14 protein-coding genes are annotated in these 16,735 nt (G+C 62.2%); 6 read left to right on the top strand and 8 right to left on the bottom strand.

Translation table 11 applies throughout. The features are described from left to right. Nucleotides 1–111 precede the first annotated feature (111 nt). Nucleotides 112–1,635 carry a 2-isopropylmalate synthase gene (locus VJR29_04715; GenBank protein HKY62703.1) on the top strand — a complete coding sequence of 508 codons (1,524 nt, stop codon included), beginning with the start codon at nucleotides 112–114 and terminating at the stop codon, nucleotides 1,633–1,635. 94 nt (nucleotides 1,636–1,729) lie between these two features. On the opposite strand, the gene VJR29_04710 is transcribed toward VJR29_04715, so the two are convergent. The 5 genes from VJR29_04710 to pdhA all read right to left on the bottom strand — a co-directional run bounded on the left by VJR29_04710 (nucleotide 1,730) and on the right by pdhA (nucleotide 7,201). Then, nucleotides 1,730–2,230, bottom strand: coding sequence for a hypothetical protein (locus VJR29_04710; GenBank protein HKY62702.1), 501 nt, complete (start codon nucleotides 2,228–2,230; stop codon nucleotides 1,730–1,732). 84 nt (nucleotides 2,231–2,314) lie between these two features. Further along, a complete protein-coding gene (gene lpdA / locus VJR29_04705; GenBank protein ID HKY62701.1) occupies nucleotides 2,315–3,742 on the bottom strand; it encodes a dihydrolipoyl dehydrogenase in 1,428 nt (475 codons plus the stop codon). Between the two features lie 3 nt (nucleotides 3,743–3,745). Then, on the bottom strand, nucleotides 3,746–5,071 hold the full coding sequence (locus tag VJR29_04700; protein ID HKY62700.1) for a dihydrolipoamide acetyltransferase family protein: 1,326 nt from the start codon (nucleotides 5,069–5,071) through the stop codon (nucleotides 3,746–3,748). Between the two features lie 59 nt (nucleotides 5,072–5,130). Continuing rightward, nucleotides 5,131–6,105 carry an alpha-ketoacid dehydrogenase subunit beta gene (locus VJR29_04695; protein ID HKY62699.1) on the bottom strand — a complete coding sequence of 325 codons (975 nt, stop codon included), beginning with the start codon at nucleotides 6,103–6,105 and terminating at the stop codon, nucleotides 5,131–5,133. Then, on the bottom strand, nucleotides 6,098–7,201 hold the full coding sequence (gene pdhA, locus VJR29_04690) for a pyruvate dehydrogenase (acetyl-transferring) E1 component subunit alpha (GenBank protein HKY62698.1): 1,104 nt from the start codon (nucleotides 7,199–7,201) through the stop codon (nucleotides 6,098–6,100). Before pdhA ends, VJR29_04695 begins: the two co-directional genes overlap by 8 nt. Nucleotides 7,202–7,321: 120 nt before the next feature. Here pdhA and VJR29_04685 point away from each other — a divergent pair, with 120 nt between their 5' ends. Further along, on the top strand, nucleotides 7,322–8,455 hold the full coding sequence (locus VJR29_04685; GenBank protein HKY62697.1) for a site-2 protease family protein: 1,134 nt from the start codon (nucleotides 7,322–7,324) through the stop codon (nucleotides 8,453–8,455). Nucleotides 8,456–8,503: 48 nt separating this feature from the next. Here VJR29_04685 and VJR29_04680 read toward each other — a convergent pair whose 3' ends face one another. After that, the gene (locus VJR29_04680) at nucleotides 8,504–8,866 is read right to left on the bottom strand and encodes a helix-turn-helix domain-containing protein (GenBank protein ID HKY62696.1); all 363 of its coding nucleotides are present in this window, start codon (nucleotides 8,864–8,866) and stop codon (nucleotides 8,504–8,506) included. A 112-nt stretch (nucleotides 8,867–8,978) separates the two neighbouring features. On the opposite strand from VJR29_04680, the gene gstA reads away from it, so the two are divergent. Both gstA and VJR29_04670 read left to right on the top strand, forming a co-directional pair. Beyond that, the gene (gstA, locus tag VJR29_04675) at nucleotides 8,979–9,599 is read left to right on the top strand and encodes a glutathione transferase GstA (GenBank protein ID HKY62695.1); all 621 of its coding nucleotides are present in this window, start codon (nucleotides 8,979–8,981) and stop codon (nucleotides 9,597–9,599) included. A 12-nt stretch (nucleotides 9,600–9,611) separates the two neighbouring features. Next, entirely contained in the window at nucleotides 9,612–10,715 is a 1,104-nt protein-coding gene (locus tag VJR29_04670; GenBank protein ID HKY62694.1) for a nitronate monooxygenase, read from the top strand. Here VJR29_04670 and VJR29_04665 read toward each other — a convergent pair. Next, nucleotides 10,689–11,849, bottom strand: a complete 1,161-nt coding sequence (locus VJR29_04665) for a thrombospondin type 3 repeat-containing protein (protein HKY62693.1) — start codon at nucleotides 11,847–11,849, stop codon at nucleotides 10,689–10,691. The two genes, VJR29_04670 and VJR29_04665, sit on opposite strands and share 27 nt — an antisense overlap. A 250-nt stretch (nucleotides 11,850–12,099) precedes the next feature. Then, nucleotides 12,100–14,055, bottom strand: coding sequence for a thrombospondin type 3 repeat-containing protein (locus VJR29_04660; GenBank protein HKY62692.1), 1,956 nt, complete (start codon nucleotides 14,053–14,055; stop codon nucleotides 12,100–12,102). A 238-nt stretch (nucleotides 14,056–14,293) separates the two neighbouring features. Between VJR29_04660 and VJR29_04655 the strand changes: the two genes are divergently transcribed. Both VJR29_04655 and VJR29_04650 read left to right on the top strand, forming a co-directional pair. Further along, nucleotides 14,294–15,895: a hypothetical protein gene (locus VJR29_04655; GenBank protein HKY62691.1), complete on the top strand. Its 1,602-nt coding sequence runs from the start codon at nucleotides 14,294–14,296 to the stop codon at nucleotides 15,893–15,895. Between the two features lie 269 nt (nucleotides 15,896–16,164). Then, nucleotides 16,165–16,735 (top strand): hypothetical protein (locus tag VJR29_04650; GenBank protein HKY62690.1); only part of this gene is annotated, 571 nt, incomplete at its 3' end.

The following is a 16,735-nucleotide window of genomic DNA, read 5'->3' as shown; positions in this document are numbered from 1 at the left end:
CACGTAGAGGCGCCCCTTGCGGGTGCCCAAGGCGAGGAGATTGCCTTCGCCCCAGATCGGGCACCCGCAAGGGGTGCCCCTACACCGAATGACAATCGCAGGAGATTCGAAATGGACATCGTTAAAATATTCGACACGACGCTCCGCGACGGCGAGCAATCGCCGGGCTGCAGCATGGACTTGGACGAAAAGCTCCGGATGGCTCGCCAGCTCGCGAAATTGGGCGTCGACATCATCGAGGCCGGCTTCCCGGTCGCCTCCAAGGGCGACTTCGCGGCGGTCCAGGCCATCGCCCGCGAGATCGAGGGCTCCTCGGTCGCCGGCCTTTCCCGGGCCACCCTCAAGGACATCGACGTCTGTTGGGACGCGATCCGCGAGGCCCAGGACCCGCGGATTCACACCTTCATCGCGACCAGCGATCTCCACCTCAAGCACAAGCTCGGCAAGAGCCGGGACCAGGTCTTGAAGGACGCGGTGGCGGCGGTGAAGCATGCCGCCGCCTACACGGCCAACGTCGAGTTCAGCGCCGAGGATTCGACCCGCAGCGACCGCTCCTACTTGTCGGAGGTGATCCAGGCGGTGATCGAGGCCGGCGCCCGGACCGTCAACATCCCCGACACCGTCGGCTACACTTATCCCGAGGAGTTCTTCAGCCTCATCACCCACTTGAAAAAGACGGTGCCCAACATCGAGCAGGCGGTGATCAGCGTTCACTGCCACAACGACTTGGGTCTCGCCGTCGCCAACAGCTTGGCCGCGATCCGGGCCGGCGCCCGTCAAGTCGAGTGCACGGTCAACGGGATCGGCGAGCGGGCCGGCAACGCGGCGATGGAAGAGATCGTCATGACCCTCAAGGTGCGGCGCGAGCTCTTCCAATGCGACAGCCGGATCAAGACCGAGCAGATCTATCACACCAGCAAGCTCTTGAGTCTCATCACCGGCGTCCAAGTCCAGCCCAACAAGGCGGTGGTCGGCGAGAACGCCTTCGCCCATGAGTCGGGGATCCACCAGGACGGGATGCTCAAGAACAACATGACCTACGAGATCATGACGCCGGAGTCGGTTGGATGGAGCCAGTCCAAGCTCGTCTTGGGCAAGCACTCGGGCCGCCATGCCTTCCGCCAGCGGCTTCAGGAGCTCGGCTACGAGCTCGAGGAAGCCGAATTCGAGAAAGTCTTCGAAGCCTTCAAGGCCTTGGCCGACAAGAAGAAGGAAATCTTCGACGACGACATCGAGGTGATCCTCTTCGAGCAACGGCAGGAAGGCGAGGAGCGCTACCGCTTGCGAAGCTACAGCGTGACCAGCGATTCCGACGGCTCGCCCCAGGCCGAGGTGACGGTCGAGATCGACGGCCAAGCCAAGACCGATTCCGAGAAGGGCGTCGGCCCGGTTGACGCCTCTTTCAAGGCCTTGAAGCGGATCACCCAATTCTCCGGCGAGCTTTCGGGCTTCAACATCAAGGCCATCACCGGCGGGGCCGACGCTCAGGGCGAGGTTCTCGTCGCCTTGAAGGACAATGGCCGCGAGGTCCGCGGAGTCGGCACCGACACCGACATCATCAAGGCCTCGCTCAAGGCCTATCTCAACGCCTTGAACCGCTTCGAGCATTTCAGGGCGAAGCGGGAAGGGGTGTAATCCGGGCAGATCTTCACCCCCCCTTCGCGGCATTTCACCCCGTGAGTTCGTGAAGATGCCACCGTTATAAATCCCCCCTCGATCCCCCCCTTTTTCAAAGGGGGGAGGGGATATCGGCTTTCCGCAATTTTTCTCCGGCGATTCGACGGATGGTCTCGGAGACGCTGCCGGTGCCCAATTGCTTGGTGAGGAGTTGGAGGCCTTCGAGATCCTCCTCGGAGAGCCGGATCAGGAGAGTGCGGGACTTCCGCTTGGCCTTTTGGCTTTCGAGGTAATCCTTAAAAGTCCGGGCGCTCTTTTGATAGAAGGCCTTGTCGTGGCCGAAGAGCTTGGCTTTAGGCCGGGTTTCAAGAAAAAGCTCGTCGACGAACGCTTGGATCTCGGGATGCCGCCTCAAATCGCGGGTGAGCCGGTCGAAGACTCTGGGCTTATGGAGGAGTATGGCGGCGAGGGCGCTGTAAATCCGCGGCTTCTCCTTGGCCGCTTCGAGGAATTCTTCGAGGGTAATTTTTTTGCGAAGCGGCTGAATTTTGTTCGCAAGCAACAGTTTTTCATAGGCCAGGCGTTGGATAACTTTTTCGGTGACCGGTCTCATTTGTTATTTCCTTTTCAATCCGGCCTTTTAGGCAAATACAATGTATATACATTATATATATAATATAAATACTAATAATTTTAACTATTTGCCACGCTTCTCGTAGCGGTGGATCGACAGGCCGAGCGCCGATTCGGCGGCCTCGTGGAGGGCCTCGCTCAGCGTGGGGTGGGGGTGGATGGTCAGGCTCAGGTCCTCGGCCATCGCGCCCATCTCGAGGGCCAGGGCCGCCTCGGCGATGAGGTCGGAGACGTGGGGGCCGACCATCTGGACCCCGAGCAGGCGGCCGCTCTTTTTTTCGGCCACCGTCTTCACGAAGCCCTCGGCGTCGTCGAGGGTCATGGCCCGGGCGTTGGCCCCGAATCCGAACATGCCCGACTTGGTCTCGATGCCTTTTTCTTTGGCCTGGCTCTCGCTCATCCCGACGTAGGCGATCTCGGGGTCGGAGAAGATCACCGCCGGCACCTGGTTGTCGAAGGCATCGGGCTGGCCGGCGATATTGGCGGCGGCGACCACGCCTTCGCGGCTGGCCTTGTGGGCGAGCTGGATGCCGCCGGCGACGTCGCCGATGGCGTAGAGGTGGGGCAGGTTGGTGGCCTGGCGCCGGTCGACCGCGATATAGCCTTTTGGGTCGAGCTTTAGCCCGGCCTTGGCGGCTTGAATCCGGTCGCTGTTGGGAACCCGGCCGATCGCGACCAAGACTCGATCGAAGCGACGGTCGAAGGCTTGGCCCTCGGCCGGCTTCAGATGAACGTCGACGCCACGGTTCTGAGCCTTTCCGCTCTCGAGCTGGGTTTTCAGGAATATCTCGACGCCCAGCTCTTCCAATCGCCGTTTGACCGGACGGACCAAGGGGCCTTCCAGGCCGCTCAATAGCTCAGGCAAGGCCTCGACGATCGTCACCTGGGAGCCGAGCTTGGCGAACACCTGGCCCAGCTCCAACCCGATGTAGCCGCCGCCGACGACCAAGAGACTGGCCGGAATTTCCGGCAGCCGTAAGATGTCGTCGGAGGAAAGGATAAGCTCGCCGTCGAAATTCATTCCCGGTAGGGACCGGGGCCGGCTGCCGACGGCAATGACGGCCTTGCCGAAGCTCAAGCGTTGGAGCCCGCCGTCGGTTTGGATCGCCAGCGTTTTTTCATCCTCGAAGACGGCCGTTCCGCGGACGGTGGCGACGCCGTTTTGCTTGAGCAGGGTTTCGACGCCTTTCCCGAGCTTCTCGACGATCCCGTCCTTCCACTGCAAGAGCTTGAGCCAGTCAACCTTGGCCGAACCGATCTCGATCCCGAAGTCGGCGGCCCGGCCCAGCCGGCGGTAGAAGTTGGCGGCTTCGATCAAGGCCTTGGAGGGGATGCAGCCCCGGAGCAGGCAGACGCCGCCGGGCAGGTTTTCGTTGTGGACGAGCGTCACTTCCTTGCCGAGCTGAGCCAGACGGATCGCCGCCACGTAGCCGCCGGGGCCGGCCCCGATCACCACCGTTTCGGTGAATTCGGAAAGGTTGCCGACGACCATGCCTCAGGCCTCCCCGTCGTCGAGCAGGAGAAGGTCCGGATCCCCCAGGTACTTGATGATCTCGTTGACGAAGCGGGCGGCGGTGGCGCCGTCGGTGACCCGGTGATCGAAGGTCAGGCAGAGCGGGAGCAGGTTGGAGATCTTGATCTCGCCGTCGGCGACGACCGGCGCCTCGTAGGTCCGGCCCAGGCCCAGGATGGCCGAGTCGGGATAGTGAATGATCGGGGTGAAGGCCCGGCCGCCGATGCTCCCGATATTGGTGATCGAGAAGCTATGGCCGAGGAGATTCTCCCGGGCGATGCTGCGGTCGCGAGCCTTTTCGCTCAAGTCGGAGAGCTCGGCCGCCAAGCGGAGGATGCTCTTCTGGTCGACGTCGCGGATCACCGGCACCATCAATCCGGCCTCGGTGTCGACCGCGAAACCAAAGTGGAAATAGCGCCGCAGGACGATCTCTTCGCCGACCAGGCTGGCGTTGAGGTAGGGATAATTTTTAAGGGCGATCACGCAGGCTTTCATCAGGAAGGGGAGGAGAGTCAGCTTGACCCCCCGTTCCTCGGCGTATTTCTTCTTTTCCTTGCGCAGCTGGAGCAGGGCGTCGACTCGGGCCTCGTCGATGTGGGTGACCATGACGGCCTGATCGGCCGCTTGGAGCATGTGCTCGCTGATCTTCCGCCGGATGCCCTTGAGCGGAATGCGCTCGACCGGCCCGAAGCTTTCTTCCTGGGGCGGCGGCGCCTCGGCTTTGGCGACGGGCTTGGCCGGCGCCTCGGCGGCTTTGGCCGGGCTTTCGGCCTTGGGTTTGGAAAAGCCGCGCAGGTCTTCCTCGGTCACCCGGCCGTTTTCGCCGCTGCCCCGAACCTGCTCGATGTCGATGCCGAGCTCGCGGGCCAGCTTGCGGACATGGGGGGTGGCGAGGACCGGCAGCTGGGGCTCTTTGGCGGCCGGCTTGGCCTCGGCCGGAGGAGGCTTTTTCTCTTTCGGCTCGGCTTTCTCCTCGGCGGGGGCTTTTTCTTCGGGCGGCGCTTCTTTCTTGGATTCTTCCTTCTTCGGCTCTTCCTTCGGTTCCTCTTTTTTCTCCGGAGCGCCGCTGCCGCCGTCGAAGCTCATCAGCACCGCTCCGACCGGCACCTTATCGCCTTCCTTGAAATGCAGCTTCGCGACTTTGCCCGAGTAGGGCGAGGGGATATTGACCAAGGCCTTGTCGGTTTCGACTTCGGCGACGTCCTGGTCTTCTTTGACCTCGTCGCCTTCCTTGACCAACCACTTGACCAGCTCACCTTCGGCGACGCCTTCGCCGAGATCGGGAAAACGGAATTCTTGGGCCACCATTCACCTCCGGCTAGACAAAGACAAGGGTCGCCCAAGATGACCGATGACTCAAACAAAATCTAATAAGTCAAAGTTTCGCGAATGGCTTGAACGACCCTTCCGACGCTGGGCAGATACTCATTTTCCAGCTGGTAATAGGGCATGATGACGTCATAGCCGCTGACTCGGGCCACCGGTGCCTTCAAATAGAGGAAGGCTTCCTCCATCAAGAGCGCCGAAATCTCCGCCCCCATGCCCAGCTGCCGAGGCGCCTCATGCACCACCACCGCCCGTCCGGTCTTCTTCACCGAGTTGACGAGGGACGGCCGGTCGAGCGGCGAAAGGGTCCGCAGATCGATGACCTCGATCGAGTGGTCGGCCCCCAGCTGGTCGGCCGCTTCCAACGCCACCGGCATCATCGCGCCGTAGCTGATCAGCGTGAGCTCCTCGCCCGGCCGGACGATTTTGGCTTGGCCGAGGGGAATCGTCTCTTCTTCCACCGGCAAGGCTTCCTTGAAGCTCCGGTAGATTCGCTTCGGCTCCATGAAGACGACCGGATCGGGGTCCCGGATCGCCGATTGCAGCAGTCCGTAGGCATCGCGGGGGTTCGAGGGGATGACGACCTTCAAGCCGGGGGTGTGGACATAGTAGGATTCGCGGCTCTCGGAGTGGTGCTCGAAGGCCCGCACGCCGCCGCCGTAAGGCATCCGAATCACCATGCTCAAGGGGAATTCGCCCCGAGTTCGGTTGCGGTAACGCGAGACGTGCTGTTCGACCTGATGAAAGGCTTGATAGGCGAAGCCGGAAAATTGCATCTCGGCCACCGGCTTGAGCCCGTAAAGCGCCATGCCGACGGCGCAGCCGAGGATGGCGGCCTCGGCCAATGGCGTATCGAGGACCCGCTCCGCGCCGAAGCGCTCCAAAAGCCCCTCAGTGGCTCGGAAAACCCCGCCGGCCCGTCCGATATCCTGGCCCAGCAGCAGGACATTGGGGTCCTCCTGCATCGCCTTTTGCAGGGCTTGGTTGACCGCTTGGACCAAGGTGACCTTATCCATGGGCCCTCCCCGGGACTTCCAAGGCCGAGCTCAACGACAGGACCTCCTCGCGCTCGGTTTTGAGGAACTCCGGCAGCTCGGCATACATGTAGGTGAACATCTCGTCGGGGCTCAAATTGCGGCAGATCGCCTCGGCCTCGGCCGCCGCCGTCTTGAGCTGCTCGCCCAGCTCGGCGGTCCATCGTTCACGGTCGCCGTCCTGAATCACGCCCTTGGCCAGCAAATATTTTTCGAAGCGCAAAATCGGATCTTTGGACTGCCAGGCTTCGACCTCGGACTCGCGGCGGTATCGGCTGGGATCGTCGGAGGTGGTGTGGACACCGAGGCGATAGGTCAGGCACTCCAGCAGCGCCGGGCCGCCGCCGCTGCGGGCCCGGTCGGCGGCTTCGCGAGTCGCGGCGTAGACCGCCAGCACATCGTTGCCGTCGACCTGCAGTCCGGGAAAGCCGTAAGCCAAGGCCTTTTGCGCCAAGGTGGCGCTGCGGGTTTGGGCCTCGCGGGCGGTCGAGATCGCCCACTGGTTGTTTTGGCAGATGAAGAGATTCGGAGTCCGGTAGACCCCGGCGAAATTCATGGCCTCGTGGAAATCGCCCTCGCTGGTCGCGCCGTCGCCGAAGAAAGTCGCGACCACCGCCGGATCTTTCTTGTACTTGGCGGCCATCGCCAAGCCGACCGCATGGAGGACTTGGGTGGCGCAGGGCACGCAGAAGGGGAGGGTGCGGTAGCGCCGAGGCAGGCGGTTGCCTTCCTCGCTGCCCATGAAGAAAAGGAAGAGCGTCGAAGGCTTGAGCCCCCGGGCGAGAAAGAGCCCTTGCTCGCGGAAGGAAGGCGCCGCCCAGTCTCCCGGCTGAAGCGCCGCCGCGACCGCGATCGGGATCGCCTCTTGACCGGTGGCCGGCGCATAGGTTCCCATTCGGCCTTGCCGCTGCATCGCGATCGAGCGAAGGTCGAACTCTCGGGCCAGGAGCATGTCTTGAAAGATGCGTTTGAGCTGGGCGTCGGGAATTTTCGGCTCGAGCTCGGGATCGGCGCGGCCGTCGGGATCGAGGATCGACAGCCCTTCGACGGAAAAATTCTCCAGAACGACTCGGGGCATTGGACACCTCTAAGCCGGATTCTAAGGTCCCGCGTTTTAAAAGACAAGTTCCTGAAATTCTTGAAAAAAATGACTCGATGCAGCAAGCTGGGCCTCGGGTGAACAATTTGCGGAGTCACGGTGTTCGGTAAACGGATTGAAATCTTCAAACTGCTGGGTTTTCCGATTCGAATCGATTTGAGCTGGCTCGTCATCGTTCTCTTGGTGACCTACAGCTTGGCTCAAGGTTTTTTTCCGGTGAACCACCCCGGCATGCCGGTGAGCGCTTATTGGGCCATGGCCTTCGTCGCCGCGGTCGGGCTCTTCCTTTCGATTCTTTTCCATGAGCTGGCCCATTCGGTGGTCGGGCGGCATTACAAGATGAAAATTGACGGCATCACGCTGTTCATCTTCGGCGGCGTGGCCGAGATGCGGGAGGAGGCCGCCTCGCCCAAGGTCGAATTCTTCATGTCGATCGTGGGTCCGCTGGCCAGCGGGGTGCTGGGCCTGATCTTCTTCTATTTGCATCACTGGATCGACTTGAGCGACGGCAACCGCTCCCTTCAGCTCATTTTTTATTATCTGGGTTTCATGAACTTGATGCTGGCGGCCTTCAATTTGGTGCCGGCCTTTCCGCTCGACGGCGGCCGGGTTTTCCGCTCGGTGCTGTGGGCGATCAAGAAAAATTATGATTGGGCGACCAAGGTGGCGGCCAAGATCGGCTGGGGCTTCGGCTGGCTCTTGGTGGCCTACGGTGTTTTCGCCATCGCCCGTGGCCGGACTTTCGGCGGCCTTTGGTACATCATGATCGGGTTTTTCCTCCAGCAGGCTTCGCGGGCCAGCGAGGAGCAGGTCGTTCTCAAAAAGGCCCTGGAGAAAACTCCGGTCGGAAGCCTCATGCAGACCTCCTTCATCGAGCTTCACCCCGAGGAGCGCTTGAGCGAGCTGCCCAACCGGATCGGACAGATCGCGACCTTTTCCTGTTATCCGGTCACCCATTCCGGCGAGCTGGTCGGGTTCTTGGAGACCAACCGCCTCCGCGAGGTCCAATGGGGCGATTGGCAACGAGCCACGGTCGGGGATTTCTCCAATCCGGCTTGGCGCGATCTCAGTGTCGGCCCCCAGACCAGCGCTTGGAGCGCCCTTGAAACGATCAAGCGCGGCAAGCTGACTCTCTTCGTGACCGAGGGAGCCAAGGTGCTGGGCCTGATCACCGCCCAAGAGCTGCTGGATTTTCTGAAAGCCGAGCTGGGGAAAGATTTCCGGGGGCGGTAGGGGCAGCCCTTGCGGCTGCCCTGGAGAGGGCGACCGCAAGGGTCGCCCCTACGAGGCTTTGGCCTTGGGCTTGTTCTTGGGCGAGCTTCGGGTCCAGGCCATCGCCAGAGCGTTGATCTTGTCGAGCAAATCGTTGAGCTCCAGGCCCCGGTCGGTGAAGCTGTAAGTCACCTTGGGTGGGATGGTCGCCTCCTGATGGCGCCGCAGGATTTCGGCCTCTTCGAGCATCCGCAGGCGATTGGTCAGGACCTTGGCCGAAATCGCCGGGATATTCTTGCGGATCTGGCCGAAGCGAAGCGGCCCATGGGTCCGGATCAGCCACAGGATGTAGACCGTCCAGGGGCCGTTGAGCAGGCAGAGCAGGCCGTGCATCGGGCAGCGCATCTCGCTGTATTCTCGAATATCCTTCATCCGTTTCCTTCCAGTGACTAGTTACTTTAAAGTACCTACTTGTTTATAGCAACCAATAGGCATAAATGGAACAGAGTTTATTAAATTAACCAACCCCAAGAAAGGGCGGCTTATGAAACTCTACTATTCTCCCGGAGCTTGTTCGCTCTCCCCCCACATCGTGCTGCGCGAGGCGGGTTACGACTTCGATCTCGAGAAAGTCGATTTGAAAAGCAAGAAAACCGAAAACGGCGACGACTTCAATGCCGTTCATCGCAAATCTTACGTTCCTCAATTGAAGCTCGACAACGGCGAGATTCTCTCGGAAGGAGCCGCGATCGTTCAATATCTGGCCGACCAAAAGCCGGAATCCGGCTTGGTCCCCCAGCCCGGCAGCTTCGAGCGGGTCCGCTTGAACGAATGGCTGAATTTCATCTCGGCCGAGCTACACAAGAGCTTCGGCCCTTTTTTCTATGGACTCAGCGAAGAGACCCTCGAGTTTTACCGGAAGAAGCTGGCGCGCCACTTCAAATTTCTTTCGGAACAGCTCCAAGGGAAGAAATACCTGATGGGCGACCGCTTCACCGTCGCCGACGCCTATCTCTTCACGGTCTTGAATTGGACCATCCCTCTCAAGATCGACCTGGCCGAGTTCCCGGTGTTGAAGGAGTACATGGCGCGGATCGGCGCCCGGCCCAAGGTCCAGGAGGCCCTGAAGGCCGAAGGTCTGATCACCAAGGAAGCGGCCGCGTAAAGGAGGCCGCCCATGTGGAATGATACCGAGGTCAGCCGTCGATTGGGCTTGAGATATCCCATCGTTCAGGGTCCCTTCGGCGGCGGCCTTTCCTCGACGAAATTGCTGACGACCGTCTCGAATGCAGGTGGTTTGGGCTCCTTTGGAGCCCACCACCTGCCCCCCCTTCAGATCGAGGAGCTGGTCGCCGACATTCGCCGCCAGATTTCCAAGCCCTTCGCCGTCAACCTCTGGGTTTCGGATCACGACGGCGACGGCTTCGCTCCCACCCAGGAGAGCTTCGAGCGAAGCTTGGCCGCGCTCCGCCCGTATTTCCGGGAGCTGGAAGTGCCCGAGCCGGCCTATCCCGCGCAATTCGGCCAGCGTTTCGAGGCCCAGGTCGAAGCCTTGCTGCGAGCCCGGCCGCCGGTTTTCAGCTTCGTCTACGGGATTCCGGCCAAGGAAATTTTGGCCGAGTGCCGCCGGCTCGGCATCGCCACCATCGGCACCGCCATCACCTTGGATGAGGCGATGGCTTTGGACGAGGCCGGCGTCGATTTGATCGTCGCCTCGGGCTTCGAGGCCGGCGGGCATCGGGTTTCCTTTTTGCGGCCGGCGGAGGATTCGCTGATCGGCACTTTTTCGCTGATTCCCCAAGTGGTCGACCGGGTGCGGGCTCCGGTCATCGCCGCCGGCGGCATCGCCGACGCCCGGGGGATCCGGGCGGCGCTGGAATTGGGAGCTTCGGGGGTTCAAATCGGGACGGCCTTTTTGGCCTGCGAGGAGTCGAACGCCAACCGCCATCACAAGGAAAAGCTCTTTTCTTACGAAGCCCGCTATACCGCGCTGACCCGGGCCTTTACCGGCCGCTTGGCCCGAGGCATCGAGAACCGCTTCATCCGCGAAATGAGGGGGCGAGACGGCGAGATTTGCCGGTATCCGGCCCAAGGCTGGCTGCTGCAGCAGATCAAGCCGGCGATGGCGGCCAAGGGCCGCGACGATCTCATGCCACTGTGGGCCGGGCAATCAGCCTCGCTCGTGCATCACCGCCGAGCTTTCGACTTAATGGAAGAGTTGATTGGCGACATGGATCGGATCGCCAAGACCGGGCTAAAGGCGCTTGCGGCGCGGTCTTAGGAAAAATCCCATCGCAGCCGGAGCTAGGAAAAGCAGGGAGCCCAAGAGCCCGCCGGCTTCGCCGGCGCCCAGGGTGCAACCGCTGTTGCTGCCGGAGTCGAGGTCGACCGTGGTGCCGCTCCCGCCGTCGGTGGGTCCCGGATTGCTGCCGGTGGCGCTGGGATCGCAGGCGTCGCCGATGCCGTCGCCGTCTTCATCCACTTGATCGCCGTTGGAAATACTCGGGCAATTGTCGTCGGCGTTGGCCACGCCGTCGGAATCGCTGTCATTGGGGTCGGCCGGCGGCGTGCTCACGATCGGGGTTTCGGAGGGAGTCGCGGTCGGAGACGGGCTCGGCGTGTTGGTCGGAACCGGAGTGCCGGTCGGGCTGGGAGTCGGGGTCGGCGGCGGCGTCGGAGTCGGAGTCGGGGTCGGTGTCGGCGAAGGAGTCGGGGTCGGCGTCGGCTCCTGCTGGCAGGCGTCGCCGATGCCGTTGCCGTCGCTGTCGTTTTGGTTGGGGTTCCCGACGGTCGGGCAGTTGTCGCAGGCATTGCCGACTTCGTCTTCGTCGGTGTCGGCTTGGTCGGGGTTCAATCGGTCGTCGCAGTTGTCGTCTTCATTGGCGACGTGGTCCTTGTCCGGATCGTCGGCGGCGATGATGGTCAAGCCGCTGTAATCGACCTCGAGGCCTTCTTCAGCCTTGCAGACCGCCTTTTTCAACTGACTGACGTAAACGGTCATGCCGGTCAGCTTGACTTTGTTGGCGTCGACCGAAAATGCGCATTCCGAGCCGAGTCCCTCGGCGTGGATCTCGACGTTGAGGGCGCTGGAGCCGTCGATGATGAGGCCCCAACCGTCGCCGTCCTTGTCCAAGTCGGTCGGATTGGAGATCGAGAGCGGGCCGCCGAGGTTGAGGCTGTAGGAGCCGCCGTTTTGCTCGCCGTCGAAACTGATCTTCTCGGTGCACATCCGGGCTTGGTCGCCGGTGCGGTTAAAGCCCTCGTCGAGCTTGCGGCGCAGGCTGTTGAAATCTTCGGTGCTGTCGGAGGCCGATTTGACCTCGCAGTAACGGTTGTCGACCGTGGCTTGAGCGGTCAGGGAAAAAGCGAGAAAGCTGAGGGAAAACGCTGAGAGGACAAGGGCACGGCACCGCATCGAAAATCTCCTTATGAGCCCGTTCGCCGCATTGCGGCAAGAAGGCCGCGGAATCCTTGAAGATTCCAAATGATTTATCGGAGCCCTTTGGGAGAAGTTGTTAAGGGAATGCTTGCTTGGCCGCGCCCCCTCTCCCGATTTCGCCTGCGGCGAAATCACCCTCCCCCGCGAGGGGGGAGGGTGGCAATAAAAAAACCGCCGCGGGAGGAAAACCTCGCCGCGGCGGTGACAGGGAGATTAAGCGAAACGACTATTCGCGATGGCGGCGGGTTCTCCAGCCCAAGCCGAGGGCGAAAAGGCCCATCGTCAGCCAGGGCAGGCCGCTGCCGGCCGCATGCAGCGAGAGGCTGCAGAAACCACCGCCGCCACCGATGGCGCCGCCCGGAGGCAGGCCGGTGCTCGGATCGGGGGTCGCGCCCGGACAGGCGTCGCCGCGTCCATCTTCATTGGTATCCTTTTGATCGGCGTTGGCGACGGTCGGGCAATTGTCGCTGTCATCGTTGACGCCGTCATCGTCGGAGTCGGCATCCAGCGGATCGGTGCCATGGGCCGCCTCGTCGGTGTTGGAGACCCCGTCGCCGTCGGCATCCGGATCGCAGACGTCGCCCAGGTTATCGCCGTCCAAGTCGGCCTGATCGGCGTTGGCGACGCTGGGGCAGTTGTCGGTGCCGTTGGGGATTCCGTCGCCGTCCGGATCGGGATTCGGAGTGCCCGTCGGCGTTGCGGTCGGCGTCGCCGTCGGGGTGGCGGTCGGAGTCGGATGCGGAGTCACCGAGGGAGTCGGCAGCGGAGTGGCGCCGGTGTCCAAGGTGGTGGCGGTCTTGGTGTTCGAGTAAAGCGAAAGGTTGTTGCCGAGGTCCGGGATGACCTCGTCGCTGACCGTGGCCGCGCGATAGCAGTAAGTCGTGTTGGCGGTCAGGCCGGTGTCGGCCAGCGAGAAGAATAGGCCGGCGATGGTGGCCGGACCCACTTCGGCGAAGCTGTCCGGATCGCAGGAGGCGTTGCCGCGCTCGATGCGGACACCGAACAGGCCGTCGGGATTGTTCACTCCGCCGGACAGGAAGACCACGCTCTCGCTGATACCGGTGGCTTGGTCGAGGGTCGGGACCGGCAAAGCCACCTCGGGCGTCCGAACCTCGGCGACATTGGAGTATTCGGATTGAAGGGCGTCTTGCTTGGTCCGCACTCGGTAGCAATAGGTGGTCTTCTCGACGACGGCAGTGTCCTGATAGCTCAAGTTCTTGCCGTTGATCTCATCGATTTGGGAGAAGGTGCCGCAAGAGGCTCCTTCCTTGGTGGCCCGCTCGATTTGGAAAACATAGGGCTTGTCGGGGATGACCGGAACGAAGATGCCCGGATCCGCCACGAGATCGCCCGGATCGACTTGGGAAACCAGGCCTTGGCGGTTCAAAATGACCCGGTGAGCCGTGTTCTTGGTGAGAAAAGCGGTATAGCCCCGGCTCGCCTGGAAGTATTGGGAGATATTGTTATTGAAGGAGACCAGGCCTCCATTGCTGCCATCGCCCGGCTCGGAATAAGTCCAGGTCAGCAGGACCTTGAGCGCTTCGGCGGTGCTGGTCGGATCGTTGACCGCGACCAAATCGCCGGGGACATTGACCTCGGGGGTCGGCGTCGGGGTGGCGCTGGGAGTGGGCGTCGGAGTCGGCGTCGGCGTGGGAGTCGGGTTGGGGTTCTGGCCGTTGATGGTGACGCCCGAAAAATCGTTGTGGTTGCCCTTGTCGCAAAGAACCTTGCCGGCCGCGACTTGCTCGCTGGTGGCGGTGATGCTCAAGCCGGTGATCTTGACCCGGCTGGCGTTGACTTCGATGGCGCAATCGCCGCCCGATTGGGTGACGTCGATGCTGCCGCCCGAACCGTCGACGATCAGGCCCCAGCCGTCGCCGCAAACCGCCGGCTTGCCGGAACCGGCCGCGCAATCGAGATCGCTATCATTGTTGATATTGAGCGGAGCCTTCAGGTCCACCTTGATGCCGTTGGCAAATTTGATCAGCTCGGTGCACATCCGGAATTGAGGGCGGTTGAAGCCTTCGACCACTTTGCGGCGCAGCTCGTTGAAGCCGGGGCCGTCGGGATGATCCTCGCCGGTGAGGACCGAGCAAGTGGTGTTGTCGACGGTGGCTTGAGCCGGCAAGGAGAGAGCGGCGGTCAAGACAACCATAGAGAGGAGGAGCAGGAGCTTGCGCATATCGAATTTCCCTTTCGCTTTGTCTCTAGTCACGATCGTTCCTCCCGAGGGGAACGCCGATGGCTATTTAGCGAGTAAAAACTAGGGTTTTAGGCCTTGATGGGCTTCTCGGCCGAGTGCGGCGAAAGTTGCCTCAAAATTTGATGGCAACTGTTGACCCCCCGACCCGATAAACAGGGCGATAGTTCCACGCTTTCGGGGGCACCTTAAGCGCTAAAGGCTCTAAGGAGGCCCCCCAATGACTCCCCCGATTTCTCGTTCCGCCGATGCCGGCACTTCCCCCGATGCTGCTAGAACCGATGCTTCGGTTCCGGCTGATGCTTCCGCGCCTGCCGACGCTTCGGCGCCGGCCGATGCTTCCGCCGATGCCGGCGTTCCCCGGCCCGATGCCAGCGCTTCCGCTCCCAATCCCCTACGGCCCCGTATTGCCTTGGAAGGCGGCATGGCATGGATGGACTTGAGCAATGGCCAAGTTTTGGACCACTTTGGCGGGTATGGCCGAGCTGAAGGCGGTATCGAATACCATTTCAACGACACTTTCTTCGCCCAGGCCGGGGTGGCCGGCTCCTTCGGCGGCTTGAGCCGGGGCTTAGGCTCAGGGATCACCAGCAGCCTTCATTATCAGTCGCTTTTGGGTCATGGCCGTTTGGGCGCCCAGTTCTTCGGCGGAAATCTCCGCTTCACCGGCGGTATCGAGCTCGGCGCCACCCACGTCGGGGCCTCGGAATGCGCCGACGGCATGAGCTGCGGGGCGGTTTTCACCCGCAATGCCCAGCTCCTGCCCATCGATTCCTGGACCTTCAGCTTTGGAGCCGATCTCGGAATTTCGACCTTGCAGGGGGCCCTCGGCATCTTCCTTCGTTATAATAACCTCCCGGGCGTCAACCCCAGCTTCAATGTCCTCGATGGCGAACCGCTCAATTTCGGTCTCAACATCTCGGCTCTCCAGGTCGGGATCGGGGTCGATCTGGTGTCGGTTTATAACCTGATCACCGGCAACTCCCGGCCGGCGGCTTCCCGGCCGGCCGAGCCGGCGGAGCGGCCACCGAGCTCGGAAACCGCCGAAACCAGCGGGGGAACCGTGCCGGCCGAGACGGCCCCTCAAGGCCTGGCCCTGGTGCGGCAGGGGCATGAGCGGGCTTCGGAGCTTCGCGGCTTGGTCGCCAGCTGGAGCGCCCAAGTGGCCAGTGCCCGCGGACTTTATCAGGGGATTCGTGGACGCAGCGCGGACGACATGCGGAACCGGCGGCTCTACGCCTCCGAGGCCGCTACCCAGGCCTTGGGCGCCACTGAACATTACCAGGAGCTTTCGCAGGCCCTCACCCAAGCCCAGACCGCTGCCGCGGCCCTGAGCGGCGAGGAGCGGGCCACCGCCGACGGTCTGGTCCGCGAGATGACGGCCTGGCAAACTGAGGCTCGGCGTCAGGCCTCGACGGCGGTTCGCCAAGCCCAGGAAGTCGTCGACCATTTTAACGGCTTACCAGACCACGGCGACAGCATCACCGTGAGCGCCGAAGACCCGATCCCCGGAGGTCGTCGCCGGACCCGGCGCGAACGCCGGACCGATCCACCCACTCGGACCGATCCTCCGACTCGCACCGACCCACCGGCCCGCACCGATCTACCCACTCGGACCGACCCGCCGACTCGCACCGATCCGCCGGCCCGCACCGATCCGCCTTCGAGCGACCGCGATGCCGGAGCTCCGCCTTTGATCTTCGATCCGAGCATGATCGATCCCTCGCCGACGCGTCGCCCCGATGCGGGTCCTCCGCCGGCCCGCCGGCCCGATGCCGAGCCTCCTCCGGGCGGCGGCAGTAGCATCGACGAGAACGGTTGATTCCGGCCGATTTCGCGCGAATTTCAGCCCGATCTTTTCGTCAGGAAAGATCGGGTTTTTTTTGGCCGCCGACGATTCTCGCGAATCGACGCAACTTTTTTTTCTTTTGCCGATAAGTTAAGCGAGATGCGGGGGGCACACCGGTTGACAAGACCATCTCAAGTTTTCGAATTCATTCGTTAACTCTCCCGCAGAATCCGAAACGCCGCCGCAGAGGATTTGGACGTCCTCTGCCAGCGAATCATGCTTTCTAGCAGGAGGTTGACGCAATGACCGCACGTACTATTCCCGCCCCTTCCGCCACTCCGCCGGCGACTCCGCCGGCCGCTGACGCCACCGCGAAGGTCGAGGTGAAAGCGGATGCCAAGGCCGCGGCCCCTGCCGCTCCGGTTGCCGCTGCTCCTAGTCCCGATAAAACTCCGCCGGCTTTCGTGGCCGCAGACCCCGGCAGCTGGTCGGTCAAGCTTGACCTTGGCTACGGCGGTCGCGACCTGGGCAACGAGCAAGGTGTCGATCACGGCGGTCTCAACTTCAAGATCGGAGCCGGCCCGCGGTTCCGTTTCTTCGATGACAAGTTGACCCTCGCGCTGCGCGGCTTCTACGATTATCAGGGATTGAACAAGGACCTCGGCCAAGGCATCGAGAGCAAGGCCACCATTCACTCCTTCGGCCTCCAGACCGATCTCGGCTACTCCTTCGTTCCGAGCTGGTTCTCGGCTCACGCTCTGCTCGATCTCGGCGCGGCTCATTACACCGCCGAGGAATCGCGCGATGGGATGAAAGGCGCCGAGTTCAATAAGAACGCTTTGCTCTTCCCGTTGAGCAGCACCTCCTTCATGT

Source organism: bacterium, from assembly GCA_035281585.1.
In the GTDB taxonomy this organism is placed as follows: domain Bacteria; phylum UBA10199; class UBA10199; order DSSB01; family DSSB01; genus DATEDP01.
The sequence above is the reverse complement of the archived record's forward strand: the minus strand, read 5'-3'. Positions and strand labels throughout refer to the sequence as shown.